This window comes from Priestia sp. JSM ZJ58 (assembly GCF_044383985.1).
GTDB lineage: Bacteria > Bacillota > Bacilli > Bacillales > Bacillaceae_H > Priestia > Priestia zanthoxyli.
The window spans coordinates 3,425,515-3,443,057 of sequence record NZ_JBISEM010000001.1 but is presented as its reverse complement, the minus strand read 5'-3'; the positions used below and the strand labels follow the sequence as shown (position 1 = coordinate 3,443,057).

The 17,543-nt window shown below is 37.9% G+C and carries 20 protein-coding genes; 10 read left to right on the top strand and 10 right to left on the bottom strand.

Annotated features, from left to right (window positions below; translation table 11 throughout):
- Positions 1-19 precede the first annotated feature (19 nt).
- From ACH6EI_RS17990 to ACH6EI_RS17970, 5 genes are all read right to left on the bottom strand, one after another.
- A complete protein-coding gene (locus tag ACH6EI_RS17990; RefSeq protein WP_014461024.1) occupies positions 20-631 on the bottom strand; it encodes a nitroreductase family protein in 612 nt (203 codons plus the stop codon).
- Positions 632-783: 152 nt separating this feature from the next.
- Positions 784-1,947 carry an aminotransferase A gene (locus tag ACH6EI_RS17985; RefSeq protein WP_028414126.1) on the bottom strand — a complete coding sequence of 388 codons (1,164 nt, stop codon included), beginning with the start codon at positions 1,945-1,947 and terminating at the stop codon, positions 784-786.
- A gap of 96 nt (positions 1,948-2,043) precedes the next feature.
- On the bottom strand, positions 2,044-2,265 hold the full coding sequence (locus ACH6EI_RS17980; protein ID WP_028414125.1) for an IDEAL domain-containing protein: 222 nt from the start codon (positions 2,263-2,265) through the stop codon (positions 2,044-2,046).
- A gap of 203 nt (positions 2,266-2,468) precedes the next feature.
- On the bottom strand, positions 2,469-2,663 hold the full coding sequence (locus ACH6EI_RS17975) for a hypothetical protein (protein ID WP_013056022.1): 195 nt from the start codon (positions 2,661-2,663) through the stop codon (positions 2,469-2,471).
- A 113-nt stretch (positions 2,664-2,776) separates the two neighbouring features.
- Complete coding sequence (locus ACH6EI_RS17970) at positions 2,777-3,376, bottom strand: TetR/AcrR family transcriptional regulator (protein WP_013082269.1); 600 nt, start codon at positions 3,374-3,376, stop codon at positions 2,777-2,779.
- Between the two features lie 297 nt (positions 3,377-3,673).
- On the opposite strand from ACH6EI_RS17970, the gene ACH6EI_RS17965 reads away from it, so the two are divergent.
- Positions 3,674-4,579, top strand: a complete 906-nt coding sequence (locus ACH6EI_RS17965) for a chemotaxis protein (protein WP_048020021.1) — start codon at positions 3,674-3,676, stop codon at positions 4,577-4,579.
- A 50-nt stretch (positions 4,580-4,629) separates the two neighbouring features.
- Here ACH6EI_RS17965 and ACH6EI_RS17960 read toward each other — a convergent pair whose 3' ends face one another.
- Together ACH6EI_RS17960 and ACH6EI_RS17955 are read right to left on the bottom strand one after the other, a co-directional pair.
- The gene (locus ACH6EI_RS17960; protein ID WP_028414123.1) at positions 4,630-5,097 is read right to left on the bottom strand and encodes a YkyB family protein; all 468 of its coding nucleotides are present in this window, start codon (positions 5,095-5,097) and stop codon (positions 4,630-4,632) included.
- A gap of 254 nt (positions 5,098-5,351) precedes the next feature.
- A complete protein-coding gene (locus ACH6EI_RS17955) occupies positions 5,352-5,864 on the bottom strand; it encodes a L,D-transpeptidase family protein (protein ID WP_028414122.1) in 513 nt (170 codons plus the stop codon).
- 102 nt (positions 5,865-5,966) lie between these two features.
- Here ACH6EI_RS17955 and ACH6EI_RS17950 point away from each other — a divergent pair, with 102 nt between their 5' ends.
- Positions 5,967-7,493 (top strand): Ppx/GppA family phosphatase, encoded by a 1,527-nt coding sequence (locus ACH6EI_RS17950; protein ID WP_108674523.1) that lies wholly within the window; start codon positions 5,967-5,969, stop codon positions 7,491-7,493.
- Between the two features lie 73 nt (positions 7,494-7,566).
- Positions 7,567-9,690, top strand: a complete 2,124-nt coding sequence (locus ACH6EI_RS17945) for an RNA degradosome polyphosphate kinase (RefSeq protein WP_034268157.1) — start codon at positions 7,567-7,569, stop codon at positions 9,688-9,690.
- 39 nt (positions 9,691-9,729) lie between these two features.
- On the opposite strand, the gene ACH6EI_RS17940 is transcribed toward ACH6EI_RS17945, so the two are convergent.
- Complete coding sequence (locus ACH6EI_RS17940) at positions 9,730-10,068, bottom strand: hypothetical protein (protein ID WP_014461015.1); 339 nt, start codon at positions 10,066-10,068, stop codon at positions 9,730-9,732.
- 145 nt (positions 10,069-10,213) lie between these two features.
- Complete coding sequence (locus ACH6EI_RS17935) at positions 10,214-11,080, bottom strand: metallophosphoesterase (RefSeq protein WP_013082275.1); 867 nt, start codon at positions 11,078-11,080, stop codon at positions 10,214-10,216.
- A gap of 171 nt (positions 11,081-11,251) precedes the next feature.
- Here ACH6EI_RS17935 and fadH point away from each other — a divergent pair, with 171 nt between their 5' ends.
- From fadH to ACH6EI_RS17920, 3 genes are all read left to right on the top strand, one after another.
- The gene (gene fadH, locus ACH6EI_RS17930; RefSeq protein WP_028414119.1) at positions 11,252-12,016 is read left to right on the top strand and encodes a 2,4-dienoyl-CoA reductase; all 765 of its coding nucleotides are present in this window, start codon (positions 11,252-11,254) and stop codon (positions 12,014-12,016) included.
- Positions 12,017-12,121: 105 nt separating this feature from the next.
- On the top strand, positions 12,122-13,333 hold the full coding sequence (locus tag ACH6EI_RS17925) for an EAL domain-containing protein (RefSeq protein WP_013056032.1): 1,212 nt from the start codon (positions 12,122-12,124) through the stop codon (positions 13,331-13,333).
- Positions 13,334-13,489: 156 nt separating this feature from the next.
- Positions 13,490-13,972 carry a DUF3993 domain-containing protein gene (locus ACH6EI_RS17920; RefSeq protein WP_028414118.1) on the top strand — a complete coding sequence of 161 codons (483 nt, stop codon included), beginning with the start codon at positions 13,490-13,492 and terminating at the stop codon, positions 13,970-13,972.
- Positions 13,973-14,001: 29 nt separating this feature from the next.
- On the opposite strand, the gene ACH6EI_RS17915 is transcribed toward ACH6EI_RS17920, so the two are convergent.
- The gene (locus ACH6EI_RS17915) at positions 14,002-14,238 is read right to left on the bottom strand and encodes a glutaredoxin domain-containing protein (protein WP_013056034.1); all 237 of its coding nucleotides are present in this window, start codon (positions 14,236-14,238) and stop codon (positions 14,002-14,004) included.
- A 280-nt stretch (positions 14,239-14,518) separates the two neighbouring features.
- Here ACH6EI_RS17915 and ACH6EI_RS17910 point away from each other — a divergent pair, with 280 nt between their 5' ends.
- The 4 genes from ACH6EI_RS17910 (at position 14,519) to dapD (ending at position 17,420) form a co-directional block, all read left to right on the top strand.
- Positions 14,519-14,755 carry a YkuJ family protein gene (locus tag ACH6EI_RS17910; protein WP_108674524.1) on the top strand — a complete coding sequence of 79 codons (237 nt, stop codon included), beginning with the start codon at positions 14,519-14,521 and terminating at the stop codon, positions 14,753-14,755.
- A 382-nt stretch (positions 14,756-15,137) separates the two neighbouring features.
- Complete coding sequence (gene cbpB / locus ACH6EI_RS17905; RefSeq protein ID WP_013056036.1) at positions 15,138-15,593, top strand: cyclic-di-AMP-binding protein CbpB; 456 nt, start codon at positions 15,138-15,140, stop codon at positions 15,591-15,593.
- Positions 15,594-15,692: 99 nt separating this feature from the next.
- Entirely contained in the window at positions 15,693-16,571 is an 879-nt protein-coding gene (locus tag ACH6EI_RS17900; protein ID WP_013056037.1) for a transcriptional regulator CcpC, read from the top strand.
- Positions 16,572-16,700: 129 nt separating this feature from the next.
- A complete protein-coding gene (gene dapD / locus ACH6EI_RS17895; protein WP_098112880.1) occupies positions 16,701-17,420 on the top strand; it encodes a 2,3,4,5-tetrahydropyridine-2,6-dicarboxylate N-acetyltransferase in 720 nt (239 codons plus the stop codon).
- The last annotated feature ends 123 nt before the right edge of the window (positions 17,421-17,543 follow it).

The following is a 17,543-nucleotide window of genomic DNA, read 5'->3' as shown; positions in this document are numbered from 1 at the left end:
GCAGCTGCAGGGTTTTTTGTTAAATCCAAGTTGTAACTTGATCTAATGGTAAACGATCGCTAGCATGTGCTTCTTTAGCTGCTTTTCCAACTGAAATAAGCATAACTGGAATGTATCGATCCTCAATTTTAAACTCTTCTACAAATTTTTGTGCGTTAAATCCGCCCATTGAACATGTGTCATATCCTTTTGCTTTTGCTGCAAGCATGAATGTCATAGATGCAAGCGAAGCATTTGTAAACGCGGCATCGCGGGCAAAAGCACCGTTTTTATAAGCGCCATTAATTTGTCCTGACAAAATGTTTTTTACGTCTTCTGTCATGTGACCTGCTTCGACTAGTGGGTTGTACACGTCATCTACATTTTTATTGGCTTCTAAATCACCTAACACAGCTACTACAGCGCCTGCTTCTGTAATTTGTTTTTGGTTGTAAGCAATTGGAAGTAGACGTTCTTTCGCATCTTGGTCTGTAATAACAACGAAATGCCAGTGCTGTAAGTTCCAAGCTGATGGTGACTTCACTGTTGCTTCTAAAAGTTCCGTTAATTCTTCTTTGCTTAATTTAGCTGAAGAGTCATATTCTCGAATCGATGTACGTTCATTTACCACATCAAAAAAATCTTTTGTCATAATAAAAACCTCCGTTAAAAGTATGTATTTCTTTAGTGAATCGATGCACATTTTATAATGATACACTATTGAAGTCAATTTATATGCTTCTAGTATACCCGCTCTTATGTGCTATCACTCACAAAAAAATGCATACACTTCTTACCACCGGTTTAACGTGATTGACGAGATGTAAGATAAGCTTCAATTCGATCACAGGCTTCACGCAGCGTGTTCATGGAATACGCATACGACAGGCGTACATATCCTTCACCTTGGGAAGAAAAAGCGCTGCCGGGTACTAGTGCAACACCCGCTTCTTTGACTAACTCCAGGGCAAAATCAAATGAATTACTGTGGAAGTTCTGGATAGAAGGGAAGATATAAAAAGCACCAGTCGGCTTTTCTACGTCAAATCCCATGTTTACTAGTCGGTTATACACATAATTCAGTCTTTGTTCGTATTCTTTTTTCATATCCACCGCATCGTTTTTACCTGCTGTCAGTGCCTCGAGTGCAGCTGCTTGAGAGACAGAAGAAGCACAGCTCACGTTGTATTGATGAACTTTTAAAATATGTTTGGCTAAATAAGAAGGAGCAAATAAAAGACCAATTCGCCAGCCCGTCATGGAGTGAGACTTTGATACTCCGTTAATAACAATTGTTTTCTCTCTCATAGATGAAATGGAGGCAATGGACTGATGTTTTTTATCAAAAACGAGCTCGCTGTATATTTCATCAGATAGTACAAAAATATTTTTATCGCTTAAAAGAGCGGAAATTTCTTCTAATTCTTGCTGTGACAACGTCACGCCTGTAGGATTAGACGGATAAGGTAAGATGACGCATCTTGTTTTAGAGGTCAAATGTTGTTCGATTAAATCCGCAGTTAGTCGAAATCCTGTTTCGGTTGTATCAATATGTACAGGTTTAGCGCCGTTTAACCGGATAAGCGGTTCGTATCCTGGATAAACAGGTCCAGGCAAGATAACTTCGGAATCTTCTTCTAAAATGGTGCGAAGAGCAATATCAATTGCTTGACTAGCTCCAATGGTCACAATTACTTCATCCGCTGGGTTATAGTGCAAGTCATATTTTTCTTTGACAAATTGAGCTGCTGCCTCGCGCAGTTCGATTGTTCCAGCATTGTGGGTATAAGAAGTTTGGTTACCATCAATTGCAGATTTTGCCGCTTCTTTTACATGCTGTGGTGTTAAGAAGTCAGGTTGTCCAATTGTGAGGGATAAAACATCTTGGTATTGTGAGACCATATTATAAAATGTACGTATTCCTGATAGTTCAATTTCTTTGACACGTTTATTGATTAAGTGCTCCATGGTTTCAAATCCTTCCGCGTATTTTCAACTCATTTTATCACAATGAAAATAGGTAAAAAACCACTATTTGCGCATTTTGCAAATAGTGGTTTTAAGTTAGGTGTTATATAGCTTATTATAAGCAGTTGTTAGTTCATAAAATTGTTCTTCATCTCTGTTATCTAACGCATCGTCGATAAGAGATTTCAAATGCTGTTTATTAAAGTTTGTACTCATAGCCGTTAAAATACGATCAGCTTCTTTTGCGTAATAGTGTTGGTAAGGTGTGTACTGAGATGAGTGAGGATAGTGATTCATATTTTTTCGATAAGAACTCATAACATAAACCTCCTTTTTTAAAATAAAACGCAGCTTCTATTATTTGAAATGTACCCTTTCTATATAGTTGTTAACCCTGTTTTTAACTGCGAATGTGCTAAGGTATGTGTTAGGAAATCAGAGGTTCCTTGCTTCACGTTCAATTCTAGATTCAAAAAAATAAGTGCATAAAAAGACCTGCATATATATGCAGGTCTTGTATATTAGTCAGTGTGTATTTGGCCTTCACGCCAATAAACGGGGGAAACGTAGCCAAAATCAACTTCATGATCGTCCAATGTGACAACGCAGTGATCAGAGCCTTCTTGTTCTTTAATATCTTGATATACAGCTTCTTCTACGTTTTCAATAATGGTCATTTCATTATCGTCATTAAAAAGAATGACGGAGCCTTTCATATTACGAACACCTTCTTTTAAGATTATTCATTCACTTTGTGTAGTATAAACCGTTTTGGCTGTAGAGTCCACAGCTATCTTCGATTTCTTGTTAAAAATTTGTGAACAGGCTTTTAGGAATGAATAAGAAACCCTCTAAATAGAAGAGTAACCGACTTGTCTATTCTTTCTTGAAGGGTAGCAGAGTCGGGTTGGTTAGTACACCAGTAGAGAAGGGTGCCAAAAAAATTAAGTATAGCAATAGAAGCCATTTCTTCGGCAGGGATATCGACTATAAGTTCACCTCGGTCTTGTCCTGTTTGAAAAACTTTTGTAAAATGAGCGCGCATTTTTTCAATTTGAAGAATTTCAGATTGTTGAAAGGAACTGTTGGTAATAGCAATATGAAACCAAGAACGGATTAGGTGAGGGTTCGCTTCTTCGTTTGATTGTGCTAGTAATAAAAACAGTTGTTTAACAATGGCAGCAGTTGATTCTTCGGTTTGAAGGAGCTGTTCTAATTTATAGGAGATACGGTTTGTGAAATTAATTCCAAGGTAGTGAAGAACTTCTTCTTTTGTTTTGAAGTAATTAAAAAATGTTCCCTTTGCTACACCCGCTTCATGCGTAATTTGAGACACAGTCGTTTTTTGATATCCCTGCTGTTGGAATAAAGAGATAGCTGCTTTTTGAATGCGTTTTTTTGTTTCTTCTTTTTGTAATCCTCTGTTCATAAATTACACCTCATTTGAATAGGAGTGGTCGTTTGACTCAAGTTCATAAGCTAGTATAGAGAAGTAAAGTAGAGCAAGTAAAAAACTGAGCAGAGGATAAGACGAAAGGGATCAACGCTCATGTTTTTATATAGTATATAATATTCTGTTAATTCGTAAAACAATATTTTATGTATATGTTTTAGGGAAAAAGGATAATAAAATAAGAAAATTTTTCTTTACGGATATAAGAGGCGGTCACTATAATAGGAAATATGAACTATTAGATAAGCGGGTGAGATGAGAGGAGTAAGTGATATGAATCAAGATAAAGGAATACTGTTAGAAAGTGGTACAAACGAACTGGAAATTGTCGAATTTGAGATAGGAAATGTTTTATTTGGCATCAATGTAGTAAAAGTTAGAGAGATTATTAATCCCGTATCTATTACACCTGTTCCAAATGCGCATTCTTACATAGAAGGTATTATAGAGCTAAGAGGAGAAGTTCTTCCTGTCGTTGACATAGCAAAAGCGTTAAAAATGGAACCTTCAAATACGCCGGAAAAAGATAAGTTAATCGTCACAGAGTTCAATCAGCAAAAAATAGTCTTTCACACACACGCAGTAACGCAAATTCACCGTATTTCTTGGAAAGAAATTGAGAAGCCTTCAGATTTGTATCAAGGTTTGGAAACGCAGATTACTGGAGTGGTAAAATTAAACGGGCAAATGCTTCTGCTGTTAGACTTCGAAAAGTTGATTTCTGATGTGAACCCTGATGCCGGTATTAATCAGTCGAAAATAAAAAAGCTAGGGGCTAGAGAACGTTCTAATAAAAAGATTGTCGTGGCTGAAGACTCGCCGCTGCTGCGCCGAATGATTGAAGATACTCTTGCACAAGCAGGTTATGAGAACACGGAATTTTTCGAGAACGGTGAGGAAGCATGGAACTATCTAAGCTCGGTGATCGATGAAGGAGTGGAAATCAGTGATCAAGTCCAGCTGCTTATTACAGATATAGAAATGCCGCAAATGGATGGCCATCATTTAACTAAAAAAGTGAAAGAAAATCCTCAGCTTTCTATCCTTCCAGTTATTATTTTCTCTTCTCTTATCACAGAAGATTTACGTCACAAGGGAAAAATGGTAGGAGCGGAAGGACAAGTAAGTAAGCCGGAAATCGGAGAGCTTGTTGAGTTGATTGATCTCTATATTTTGTAGGAAGACAAAAAAGTGCCTGAAAGCAGATTGCTCCACTTCAGGCACTTTTTTTAAAAATAACTTTTACCCAGCGGTTTAAACACAGGTGCTTGCCGTTTTCTTGGAGTCGAAACAGGGCTTTTAGCCGGCTGTACGAGATAACCCGTATATTTAGATAATAAGCGCTTCGCATAAGATAATGACATAGTCGTTTTGGGATTTCGATACTGATGGTTTAAATGGCCGAGGTGTGATAACTCTTTGAAGTCTTCTTTCTTTGGAGGCATATGGAAAAAGTAGTCTCCAACTGATACAAGTACATCTGATTTTTGTTGACTTTTACCAGGGTTTGGCGAAAAGTGAAGTCCTTCTTTTTTTGCTTTTCCTTCTAAAATTAGTTGATCTAATGCAATTTTCTTTAACGTATATAACTGCTTAGGATCAGGAGCAGCTTTTGCGTGACGATTTACAGTGAAAATAGCTTGTGCAATCTCAGATACAGACGGGGTCAAAGAGCCTTGTCCATTTGCTTGAGACATACGTTCACTCCCTTTCTATCATATCAGCTGTTCAACCTATAAGGTGAAAGCTGATACGTTCATTATAGCGTGTCTTGTCCCATTTGAAAATAATTACACGAAGAAGTATTTTGGTAATTAATGAAATTTCCTATGTATAGGGTTTGTTTTGTTACGCTTCCTTATACAAGTAAAGTGGAACAGCACGCCATACTTTCTATTTTTAAAAAATGCTGCTCGCACAGTTAAACAATCATTGATTAGTAAATCCCGAACTATTGAGCCATTCGTCGAGAGGGTCGAATATAAACACCAGTACCATTTGGCACAATTTGAGCTAGCTCATTTACTTGGGCATTATACATACGAATGCATCCTTTGGATACGGCTTTTCCAATAGAACTTGGATCATTTGTTCCGTGAATGCCATATGACTTTTTAGACAAGCTTAGCCACATTGTACCAAAAGGCCCCCCGGGGTTTGGTTCCCGGTTAACGATAACAAAGTCTCCAGTAGGGGTTGCGCTCAGCATTTTTCCTGCTGCAATGGGATAGACTTTTTGTATGATATTATTTCTTCGTAATTCAAGCTGTTTTTCAGCAATAAACACGTGGATCGTGTAAGGAATGAGCTCTTTATCGGGGAGGTTTGGAATGATGATTACTTGCCCAGGCTTCAGCGCATGATGGCTTACAAAAGGATTAGCCATCCACAGGTCTTCAACCGGAATCCGGTAGTCACCTGAAACGCTTTGCCAGGTTTCACCGCGCTTTACTATATATCTCATTAACTTCGCTCCTTTGATATATGACTATGCTGTAACAGTATACGATTGAAAAAAGTAAAAGTGACTTTTTAAAGTTATTTTGAAAAAGGTGTTGAAATTACATTGACTTATAAGCATGGACTGATTGATATAGGTTCAAATACGATACGCCTTGTTATTTATGAATACAAAAAAGGCAGAGGGTTTAAGCAAATTGAAAACGTGAAAGTAGCTGCACGGATTCGAAATTATTTAGATAAAGAAGGAGTGTTAACGGCTAAAGGAATACATACCTTGCTTGATACGCTTAAAACGTTTGGAGTTATTACCAAGCATTATCAGCTGCTGCGCGTTACCTGTGTGGCCACAGCTACCATCCGTCAAGCGACTAATGCAAAAGAAGTTCTAGCCCTTGTAAAAAAAGAAACGGGCTTTTCTATTCAACTATTGTCTGAATATGAAGAAGCGTATTACGGCTTTGTTGCAGTTATTCATTCCACTTCGATCGAAGAAGCCATTACAATTGACATTGGCGGGGGAAGTACGGAAGTTACATATTTTCGCAATCGAGAGTTAGTGCAGTACCACAGCTTTCCATTCGGTGCCTTATCTCTACGTCTGCAGTTCGTCAAAGGCAATATTCCCACTGCAGAAGAAAAAGCGAAAATCCGGGATTTCGTGATCCGGCATTTCCATGCTGTCCCTTGGCTTTTAAATCGTCATGTGCCGATTGTAGCAATTGGAGGAAGTGCAAGAAGTATGGTGCAACTGCATCAAGGTTTTATCCACTATCCTCTCGCGGGGCTGCATCAATATGATATGAATTTAGCTGATATATTGCATGTGAAATCTGCTATAGGCTCGTTGTCTTATCACAATCTTCAAAAGCTAGACCGCTTGTCAAACGATCGTGCGGATACAATTTTGCCAGCGATTGAAGTATTTCAATCATTATATGAAACAGTGAACGCGACTCGCTTCATCCTAAGCCGCAAAGGCTTGAGAGAAGGGGTGTTATTTAAAGAAGCATCTGATGCTAATATCCAGCCAATGTACCTCGATGTCATACAGCAAAGTTTTCAAGAAATAATGGAAGAGTTTGAAGTAAGTAAAGATTACGTCAAACAGCTTACGCGCACAGCTAGTATGATGTTTCAGCATCTTAGGGAGCAGGGACCGGTTGAGTTAAAAGAGGATGACTTAGCGCTTCTTATAAAAGCTGCGCAAGTGTATGATATAGGAAAGTATATTGATGCGGAATCAAGCAGCCAGCATACGTTTTATGTGCTTGCTAATCGTACAATAGATGGAATTTCACATAGAGAACGTTTAAAGCTGGCACTTGTTTCTTCATATAAAGGGAAGTCTTCTTTTAGGAAATATGTTGCTCCTTTTAAAAAGTGGTTAACAAAAGACGAACAAAAAAAAGTCCAGCTGCTCGGTGCACTTTTAAAAATAGCTGATGGCTTACATGCAACAAAGCGAAATGTTGTTCAACATATTGATGTGAAAAGCGATGAAAACACAGTGACGATTAAACTATTATGTACAAAAACCTTTCTTCCTGAACAATATCAGGCTGAAAAACAGAAAAAGCATCTAGAAAAAGTAGTGAAAAAAAATATTGTTCTTGAATTTACTAAGCTTTAGAATAACGCTGGATCGGTTAGAATATTCAGTATAGCTAACTAGATTAAATTCATTATCCTGGAAGGTGAGGCTAATGTTAGAAAGTAATCGCACTTATAAGCAAACCATACAAGTGGCTGATTCAGCTTATTACAATAATCGTGAATTGAGCTGGCTGGCCTTTAACAAGCGGGTGCTGGAAGAAGCTGTAGATACGAAAAACCCTTTGCTTGAGCGATTTAAATTTCTAGGGATTTTCAGTTCGAATCTGGATGAGTTTTTTATGATTCGGGTAGCGGGGTTAAAAGATCAGGTGAAGGCTGGATTTAACAAACCCGAAAACAAAGCAGGCTTAACTCCTACACAGCAGCTATTCTCTATCTCCAAACAAAACCACGAGCTTGTCAAGCAGCGGTATGATACGTATATTCACACACTTCTTCCCGAATTACAGAAATACGGTGTGGAAATCATTTCGGTTGAAAAGCTGGAGAAATCAAATCTAGATAAGCTTGAACAGTATTTTGACGAGCAAATCTTTCCCGTATTAACTCCTATGGCTATTGATACATACCGGCCGTTTCCTATGTTGATGAATAAAAGCTTGAACTTAGCAGTCGTCCTTTCAGAAAAGTTAAATGATGAGCAGCAAATTGCCGAGATAAAAGGAAGACTAGCTATCGTTCAAGTACCTTCGATGCTAACGCGCTATATTGAAATAGCTACGTCAGATTCTACCCGTCTATTTGTATTGCTAGAGGATGTGATTGCCTATTTTATTAAAAAGTTGTTTAAGGGATACTGCGTTTCTTCCGTTTCTCAATTTCGAATTACCCGCAACGCAGATATGACTATTCACGAAGAAGACGCTCAAGATTTATTAAAAGAGATTGAAGAAGAGTTGCAGAAACGAAAATGGGGAGCGGCTGTTCGGCTTGAGATTAAGAGTCCATACGATCAGGGTGTACTAGCGTATTTAAAGTCAGTCCTTGAAATTGACGATGAAGATGTGTATGAGATCAAAGAACAGTTGGATTTAACCAGTTTGTTTTCGTTTTATAGATTACTTAAATCTACCCATGAAGAGCTCGCTGAAAAAGCCTTTATTCCTAAGGTTACAACACAGTTACACCCGGATCAAAATGTTTTCGATCAAATGATTCAAAGAGACATTTTGCTTCACCATCCTTATGAATCGTTTAAGCCGGTGCTTGACTTTGTTAACTGTGCAGCAGACGATGAAAATGTGCTTGCTATTAAGCAGACGTTATATAGGGTAAGCGGAGATTCTCCCGTTATTAAAGCATTAAAACGAGCGGCTGCAAAAGGTAAACAAGTGACGGTACTAGTTGAACTAAAAGCAAGGTTTGATGAAGAGAATAATGTGCAATGGGCTAAAGAGCTAGAGCGGGCAGGATGCCACGTGATATATGGAATGACGCATTTAAAAACGCATGGTAAAATTACGCTCGTGGTGAGAAGAGAAGGAGAGCATATTAAGCGATTTGTTCATCTTGGTACTGGGAATTACAACGATGCGACGGCAAAGATCTATACGGATATAAGTCTTTTTACTGTCAACCAAAACATCGGGATAGATGCGGCCAATTTTTTTAATTACTTAAGTGGCTATACGCAAAAACCAGTATATCATCATTTATCCGTTGCACCATTTGATATAAGAAACGATTTTTTGCATCTCATTGATCAGGAAATCCAGTATCACAGACGGTATGGCAATGGAAGAATCATTGGGAAAATGAACTCATTGACGGATAAAATTTTAATTATGAAGCTATATGAAGCTTCTATAGCGGGTGTGACAATCGAACTCATTGTTAGAGGAGCGTGCTGCTTGCGCCCTCAAATTCAAGGCGTTAGCGAGAATATCAGAGTAAGAAGCATTGTCGGACGATTTTTAGAACATAGCCGAATTTATTATTTTCATCATAATAAACAGGAAAAGTTTTTCTTTTCATCTGCAGATATGATGACAAGAAATATGGTGAAACGAGTAGAAATTTTATTTCCTATCTTGGATACACATTTGAAAAAAAAAGTGTGGAAGTGGCTTGAAGTTATGCTTGCTGATAATGTAAAAGCACGAGAACAAGATCAAGAAGGGAATTATCATTACGTCATAAAAAAAGAACATGAGCTCTCTATTAATAGCCAAGAGATCTTTTGTCAATATGCTCTTTGCGACGATCAAGAATAACATAAAAAAAGCCGAGTGCTCGGCTTTTTAGTCATGTTATTATCTAGGAATGGGACCACCAGGACCGTATCCAGGTCCGTAGTATGTGTTATAAACAGGAGCACCGCCTCCATAACCGGCACCAGGGTAGCCTCCTCCAGAAAATCCAACGCCTCCAAAGCCGGCACCAGGGTAGCCTCCTCCAGGAAATCCACCGCCGTAAAACGGAACTGGATAAGGATAAGGTGGTGGACAGCACCCAGGTCTGCCTCCAAAACCGCCAACAGCTAGTCCGCCAAGCAGCCCACCAGCTAAGCCAGCAACAAAAGGAAATCCAAAAAAGCGCTCGTCACCATTTGGAATATTACGATATCCTGTATAGGGATATTGATAGTACATAATTTAACCTCCTTGTCAGTTGTCTTTGTAGTGTATGGCTGAACGGAAGCTTTTGAGCCTGGTTTATTTCTTTAAGACTAGAATTAGGCGGTCACGATCAGCTAAAAAAAGACAATCAACATAAAAACGCCCTGTAAGGGCGTTTTTATGTTGATTGCAAGGTGAAAAGCGTAATTTCAGGCGTAGCTAAAAAACGAAAAGGAATGCGCGTGGTTCCTAAGCCTCTATTCACATAAAGCTTCATTTTAGAATCTCCAACTTCGTACATTCCTTCAGGGTAAACCGTCCCAAAGGGCGGTGTAATCAAAGGACCGTAAAAAGGAATTTGAATTTGGCCTCCATGACTATGGCCGGAGAGCTGAAGATCCACTGGAAAAGGAGCTGCTTTGACAGCAACGTCAGGTTCATGAATCATAGCAATAGAAAAGATATCCGGCTGTAATTGTCCTAGCGTTCCCTCATATTGTGGATTCCCAAGCATAATATCATCGAGTCCACAAATATGAATGTAGCTTTTATCGGGCATGGACACTGTGTCAACTTCATTTACTAGAAGTCTAAATCCTGCGTCTTCAATGGCTTGTTTGTAGATATTTGTTCCATATCCTCCATGATCATGATTACCATATATAGCATATTTTCCAAGAGGAGCCTGAAGCCTCTGTAAAATCGGGGGAATTCTTTCTGGATGCGGGTATTCATTAGGTACATCCATTAAATCTCCAGTAAATAATATAATAGTAGGCTTCAAATTATTTATGGTTACCATAAGCTGTTCTAGTTGTAATAAATCATAAGAGAGTCCAAGGTGAATATCACTAAATTGTAAAATTTTTATTCCGTTAAAGCTTTTCGGAATGTTTTTAGAAGTAATTGTATGACGAACAATTTGCAGACGTCTAGGCTCAATATATTTGGCATATGTATACCCAAAAGACGTGGTGAGCAAAGACCCTAACGAAATAGACGCTAGTCCTTTCAAAAAAGATCGTCTTGTATACGTCTTTTTCATGCAAAATCAACCTATTCCTTATAGTTTTCAAGTTTTCATTATAGCATTGTTTTTTTTATCATCACAACGAGAAGTCTGCTTTTAAGTTAAATAGATAAAAGTTTCACTTTATTCAGAAAAAATAGTAAAATAATAGTTGTAAAACACTTATGTTTTGGGGAGGAAGATAAATTGAAGAACAAGGTCGTAATTGTTACTGGCGGTTCAAGTGGAATGGGAAAACATATGGCGAAGCGATTTGCAGAACAAGGTGCTCATGTGGTAATCACAGGTAGGTCAGCCGATCGATTACAAGAGACAGAAAAGGAAATTAAAACGTTTGATGGACAGGTACTTTCCGTGGTGATGGATGTACGCAATCCAGAAGATGTGGAACGAATGGTTCAAGAAACAGACAAGGCATTTGGACAAATTGATTTTTTAGTTAATAATGCTGCAGGAAATTTTATATGTGCAGCTGAAGACTTATCCGTTAATGGATGGAACAGCGTAATTAATATTGTATTAAATGGTACATTTTATTGCAGTTCCGCAGTAGGGAAATATTGGATCGATAAAGGTACAAAAGGAGCCATTACAAACATTGTGGCTACATATGCGTGGAACGCAGGAGCAGGTGTTATTCATTCAGCTTGTGCCAAGTCAGGAGTTTTAACCATGACGCGCACGCTCGCAGTAGAGTGGGGAAAGAAATACGGTATACGGGTGAATGCGATTGCGCCGGGGCCGATCGAGCGAACAGGAGGAGCCGATAAGTTATTTGAGTCAGAAAAAATGAAAGCGCGTACATTGAATTCTGTACCATTAGGACGCCTTGGAACTCCTGAGGAAATAGCAGGATTAGCTAGTTTCTTATTCTCCGATGAAGCATCTTATATCAATGGTGAATGCATCACAATGGACGGGGGACAGTGGCTAAATCAGCATCCTTTTTAAGGTTGGATACGCACTAAAAAGTACAAAGCAAACCTAGAAGGGCTAGCAAAATTATGCTATTCGTATTATACTAACGTAAAGTGAACAAGGAGAGGGGAGAGTTGAGTGGACCCGTTAGATGTATTAACAAACATAGAGAAAACTCTTCCGTATTATCAAGCAATTTTTAGTGCAGATGGACATAGAGTAATTGGCTATGAAGTGTTGGCGAGGTTTCAAAATGAAGGGGAAATTGAAAGTCTCGGCCCATTCTTTCATGATGATGCGATTCCGGATGAATATCGCATAGAAGTTGATTATGCTGTTTTAACACAAGCGCTCGAGCATATGTTGACCCAGGAAGAACAATTTTTAATTTTTATTAATCAGAACCCTAATTTATTAATGAACGATCATGGAGAATCCTTGCTAGAATTATTGCAACTTTTCGAAAATAAAGGATTATCGCTTGATCGAATTGTTCTCGAAATTACAGAACACAATTTTAGTGGAGATTTGGAATCGCTTCAACACTTACTAAAGTATTATCAAACATATGGTATTAAGATTGCAATTGATAATATAGGAAAAGAAAGTAGTAATCTAGACAGAATTGGGTTGCTGTCACCAGATATCTTAAAAGTAGATTTACATATTCTAAGACAAACGGACATGGCGCAGTCGTATCAAGACGTATTGTATTCTTTATCTCTTTTAGCAAGAAAAATGGGTGCTACGCTTCTATATGAAGATATAGAAGCCTCCTATCAGCTGCAGTATGCATGGAGAAACGGAGGCAGATATTTTCAAGGTTATTATTTACATAAGCCGGCTGCTGAACTTGTCGATCCGAACATCTTAAAGGATAAACTAAAGGAACGTTTCGAAATGTATATCGCTCATGAAAAGAAAAAGCTGCTTGCTGTTTACCAGCTGACGGAACGCTTTCAAGATAAAATGCAGCAGGTAATGACAAAGTGCAGAAAGCTAGAAACGTATGACGATATGCTGCCTGTTATTGCAGAAGAACTATCCAACGTGTGTTTTCGCCTTTACATCTGCGATGAAAATGGATTTCAAAAGTCTTCTAACTATGTAAAGAAAAACGAGGATTGGATTCTTGAGCCTGAATATGTAAAGAAAAATTGGAGCTGGCGCCCATATTTTCTTGAGAATATTATTCGAATGAGCTATGAAAAAAAAGGCATATTATCAGATTTGTATAATGATATTGAAACAGGTGAGAATATCCGGACTTTTTCGTATCCGATTGATAATATGCACTATATATTCCTTGATATTTCATATTCTTTTTTATATGAAAGAGACGTTTTGTAGAGAATATATAAGTTGAAGTTAAACCGGCAATCAGCAAAAGCGGTTGCCGGTTTTTTATGTTTTTTTAGAGGGGAACGACAGTCGGTTATAGAGATATGCATAGGCAGGGGAAATTTCGGAATTCTAATAAAAAAGAAGCGAAGGAGCTGAGTTAATTTGAAGAAAATATGCTTACTTGTCTTTTTGATGATGACCTTGTACTCAGGAAAATCTGTTCATGCAGAAGTGTCAGGAGAGATTAGGCATGAAATCTTTATAAATTTGCAGGACGCTTATCAGGCTCAGCTAAGAGCTGCGTCTGCCCATGCTAATCAAGATGCTGCTCGTGAGCTGAAATTATTTTTAGATGATGAGTATGCATCCGTATTTTTTAATGAGGCTCTCTTACAAAAAGCTCAAGGGTATGTCGGAGAGGGACCTGAATATTTAACACACTACATCCCTTTCTTTTCTTTCGATGAACAGACGAAGGTAGCTCTTCATTCCGACCAAAACAAAGCTTATGTCTATCAATTTTTTCCGGCTGTGCATAATGAACGAGTAAAATACCAAGATCATTATGAAATGATCACTTTAGTAAAAAAACAGGGGAAATGGAAGGTGCAAAAGCTTATATATAGTAAGAAACACTCAAAATAGCCGAGAAAAGCTTATTTTGAGTGTTTCTGTTACCCAATGTTCAGAAGCTTCTCAAGCGCTTGAAGGTCAAACCCTCTGATAATTTCCTGATCAACACGAATAGTCGGAGTGGAATAAGACTCTAACTCAGTAGTCATTCGTTTTCGAGCAGAAGCATCTTTAGATACGTCAAATTCTTTATAGGAAACGTGGTGATGCTGTAAAAACTGTTTAACAATTTCGCAAGGTGGGCAAGCTGGTTGTGTGTACAGCTCTATAGATCTCAATGAAAGCACCTCCCTATATCAAAATGAATGGTGTTAAAGTAGAATGAAGTTTTGGATGATACATAGTATATCGCTATGTTATTATAATAAAAAACGACATATATCGCTATAATAAGGCATTTTCTTATGAAAAATCACGTAAAGTACTTGTGTTTTTTTAGTATGTGGCATATAGTGAAATGGTGTCTTTTAAGTATTAGTTTAGATAAAGTACTTATTTGAATTGATATTGTAGAAAAGTCGAATGCGTAATGATGTAATAGGTGAAAGGAGAGATTATATGTCACAATTACAAGGTATTTTAACTCGTCTTGTGAATCTCCGTGAGCAAGCAAGTGGAAGTGAAGCGCCACAACGCTTCTTCGAAGTAGAGGGAAAAAGAATTTGCAGCGTGAAATATCATGCAAAAACTGAAACATACGAACTTGAAGTATATCAAGATGGTGAAAAGCCAGCTATTTATCAATTTGATAACGTTGATATGATTGCAATTGAAATTTTTGAACTTATTCATTAAGGGATAAAGCAAAACGAATGCCGCAAAGGATTTTATACTTTGCGGCATTTTTTTGTTACTGCGTATGGAGTTTTTGCGGTGGCTTCTGTCCTATTTTCCCGAGAAATACCGACAAAGTGATAGCGGATTTTCTGATAAATGGAAGGAAAGGGTCGAATGCTGTAAAAAAAACAAAATAAAAAATTCAGATAATTATGAACTTTCGTTGACACTTGTTTTAAAAAAATCTAGACTTAACATATAAGGGAGAACATCGAGTGTGTCTGCTTCTATTCCCTCTTAAAGGTTCGCATTTACGTAAGCAAGCTATTTTCATTTTGTAGCTTGTTCTTTTTCTCTTTACACACGTGGAAGTTATGAGAAATGGAAGGAGAATGTATAAATGATTGATATTGATCACAATCAGTTAAATCAAATTGAACTTCGAGATTTGCTTGTCACTTCTGATAAAGTTGCTCATGTTCAAGTGGGAAATAATTTAGAACATGCTTTGCTTGTGTTAACAAAGACTGGCTATACGTCCATTCCCGTATTAAACCCAAGGTTTCAGCTGCAGGGGTTCGTGAGCATGACGCTTATTTTAGATTCGATTTTAGGGTTAAAGCGCATTGAATTTGAACGATTAGAAACCATGAAAGTAGAAGAAGTTATGAATCAAAATGTTCCTCGTGTCTCCATGAAAAAATCCGTATTAAAAGTCATAAATGCCATGATTAACCATCCTTTTTTGTGCGTAGAGAATGAAGATGGTATTTTTGAAGGGATTTTAACGCGAAGAAATTTGTTAAAGTCATTAAGGAGGCAGTCCATCATTCTCCCGAAAGAGTCATTTCAATAATTTTTTTAAGAAATCGTGTTTCAGCCTATCTTTCTCCGTTTTTTTCTTATATGATAAAGGTAAAATGAAAGTAAAAAGAGGCTTGAAAGGAATAACTGAATGCAATTAATAGAATGTCGAATGCTCGTTGTATTAGCTCAAGAATTAAATATGAGAAAAGCTGCAGAGAGATTATTTGTATCGCAACCAGCTTTATCACAGAGGCTGCAAACCATTGAAAAAGCATGGGATACACAAATCTTCATTCGTTCGCAAAAAGGACTGTCATTAACGCCTGCTGGAGAAAAGATTGTTCAATTTGCAAAAGAAGTAGTAGAAAAAGAAGATCGGGTTCGCGAGGACTTGCATCATTTAGATAATGAAGTATATGGTACACTCAAATTAGCGGTGGCTTCGATTATTGGACAGCACTGGCTGCCGGCGGTGTTAAAACGCTATATGGATCGTTACCCACATGCTAAAATCTCTCTTGTAACCGGCTGGAGCAGTGAAATGCTTCGCTATCTGTACGAAGATGAGGTACATATTGGAATCATACGCGGAAATCCGGATTGGAAAGGCGTCAAAGAACATTTGTTTACAGATCCTCTTTACCTAGTTGATTCAGAAATTGAAAGGGCAGCGGAAGTAGTAAATACTCATCGACCATTTATTCAATTTAAAAGTGACTCAACGTATTATCAAGAAATTTTAGAATGGTGGCATCGAGAGTTTCATACTACACCGAAGCGTACGATTGTAGTGGATCAGATTGAGACGTGTAAACAAATGGCTTTAAATGGTCTTGGTTTCGCTATTTTACCATCGATTGCTATCAAAGAAGCTGGAAGCCATATTCATCGGACGCCGCTTCTAAAAGCAAATGGCGAGCCAATTACACGAGACACTTCTTTAGTTGGATATGAATCAGCGTTTAAACTGAAGCAAGTTCGAGCATTTGTTGATATTGTACGTGAATACGTAAGAGAAACGGTCTAAAGCGAGCTCAGGTGCTCGCTTTTTTTATTTGCAATCGTTATCTTTTTATTAAAACGATAATGATGCTTGTCATTGTGAAAGCATTTTGTTACATTAAATGAGACATTGCTTACTTAGGAGGAATACATAATGAAAATGATGGATGCTAATGAGATTATCTCATTTATTCAAAACAGTACAAAATCAACACCGGTAAAAGTTTACGTAAAAGGTGAAGTAGAAGGAATTGACTTTGGTTCATCTTCTAAAACATTTGTAACGGGCAACACAGGTGTAGTATTTGGTGAATGGAAAGACATCAAAGCTGCTATTGAAGCAAACGAAGGAAAAATTGAAGACTACGTAATTGAAAACGATCGCCGCAACTCTGCGATTCCTTTATTAGATATGAAAGGAATTAAAGCCCGTATTGAGCCAGGCGCTATTATTCGCGATCAAGTTGAAATCGGCGACAACGCTGTTATTATGATGGGTGCATCGATTAACATCGGTTCTGTAATCGGTGAAGGAACAATGATCGACATGAACGTAGTACTTGGTGGTCGTGCAACAGTAGGAAAAAATTGTCATATTGGCGCAGGTTCTGTATTAGCTGGTGTTATTGAGCCACCTTCTGCAAAACCAGTTGTAGTAGAAGATGATGTAGTAATCGGTGCTAATGCTGTTGTTCTTGAAGGGGTAACAGTAGGTAAAGGTGCCGTAGTTGCTGCAGGTGCAATTGTGGTCGAAGATGTAGCTCCTTACACAGTAGTAGCAGGTACGCCAGCACGCGTTATTAAAGAAATTGACGAAAAAACAAAGTCTAAAACAGAAATCAAGCAAGAATTGCGTCAATTAAACGAAGAATAAGAAAAACGATCAGTTTGCGCTTTTTCTTTGCTGAATTAATAGGTTTTAGCGATTGGGATACTGAATCCTTAAACGTATCATATGGACAAGTTGGAAGCGTGGGCAACCACGCTTTCTTCTTTA

Coding starts and splice junctions, on each gene's coding strand:
- ACH6EI_RS17990 (WP_014461024.1), bottom strand. CDS start 631: ATGACAAAAGATTTTTTTGATGTGGTAAATGAACGTACATCGATTCGA.
- ACH6EI_RS17985 (WP_028414126.1), bottom strand. CDS start 1,947: ATGGAGCACTTAATCAATAAACGTGTCAAAGAAATTGAACTATCAGGA.
- ACH6EI_RS17980 (WP_028414125.1), bottom strand. CDS start 2,265: ATGAGTTCTTATCGAAAAAATATGAATCACTATCCTCACTCATCTCAG.
- ACH6EI_RS17975 (WP_013056022.1), bottom strand. CDS start 2,663: ATGAAAGGCTCCGTCATTCTTTTTAATGACGATAATGAAATGACCATT.
- ACH6EI_RS17970 (WP_013082269.1), bottom strand. CDS start 3,376: ATGAACAGAGGATTACAAAAAGAAGAAACAAAAAAACGCATTCAAAAA.
- ACH6EI_RS17965 (WP_048020021.1), top strand. CDS start 3,674: ATGAATCAAGATAAAGGAATACTGTTAGAAAGTGGTACAAACGAACTG.
- ACH6EI_RS17960 (WP_028414123.1), bottom strand. CDS start 5,097: ATGTCTCAAGCAAATGGACAAGGCTCTTTGACCCCGTCTGTATCTGAG.
- ACH6EI_RS17955 (WP_028414122.1), bottom strand. CDS start 5,864: ATGAGATATATAGTAAAGCGCGGTGAAACCTGGCAAAGCGTTTCAGGT.
- ACH6EI_RS17945 (WP_034268157.1), top strand. CDS start 7,567: ATGTTAGAAAGTAATCGCACTTATAAGCAAACCATACAAGTGGCTGAT.
- ACH6EI_RS17940 (WP_014461015.1), bottom strand. CDS start 10,068: ATGTACTATCAATATCCCTATACAGGATATCGTAATATTCCAAATGGT.
- ACH6EI_RS17935 (WP_013082275.1), bottom strand. CDS start 11,080: ATGAAAAAGACGTATACAAGACGATCTTTTTTGAAAGGACTAGCGTCT.
- ACH6EI_RS17910 (WP_108674524.1), top strand. CDS start 14,519: ATGTCACAATTACAAGGTATTTTAACTCGTCTTGTGAATCTCCGTGAG.
- cbpB (WP_013056036.1), top strand. CDS start 15,138: ATGATTGATATTGATCACAATCAGTTAAATCAAATTGAACTTCGAGAT.
- ACH6EI_RS17900 (WP_013056037.1), top strand. CDS start 15,693: ATGCAATTAATAGAATGTCGAATGCTCGTTGTATTAGCTCAAGAATTA.
- dapD (WP_098112880.1), top strand. CDS start 16,701: ATGAAAATGATGGATGCTAATGAGATTATCTCATTTATTCAAAACAGT.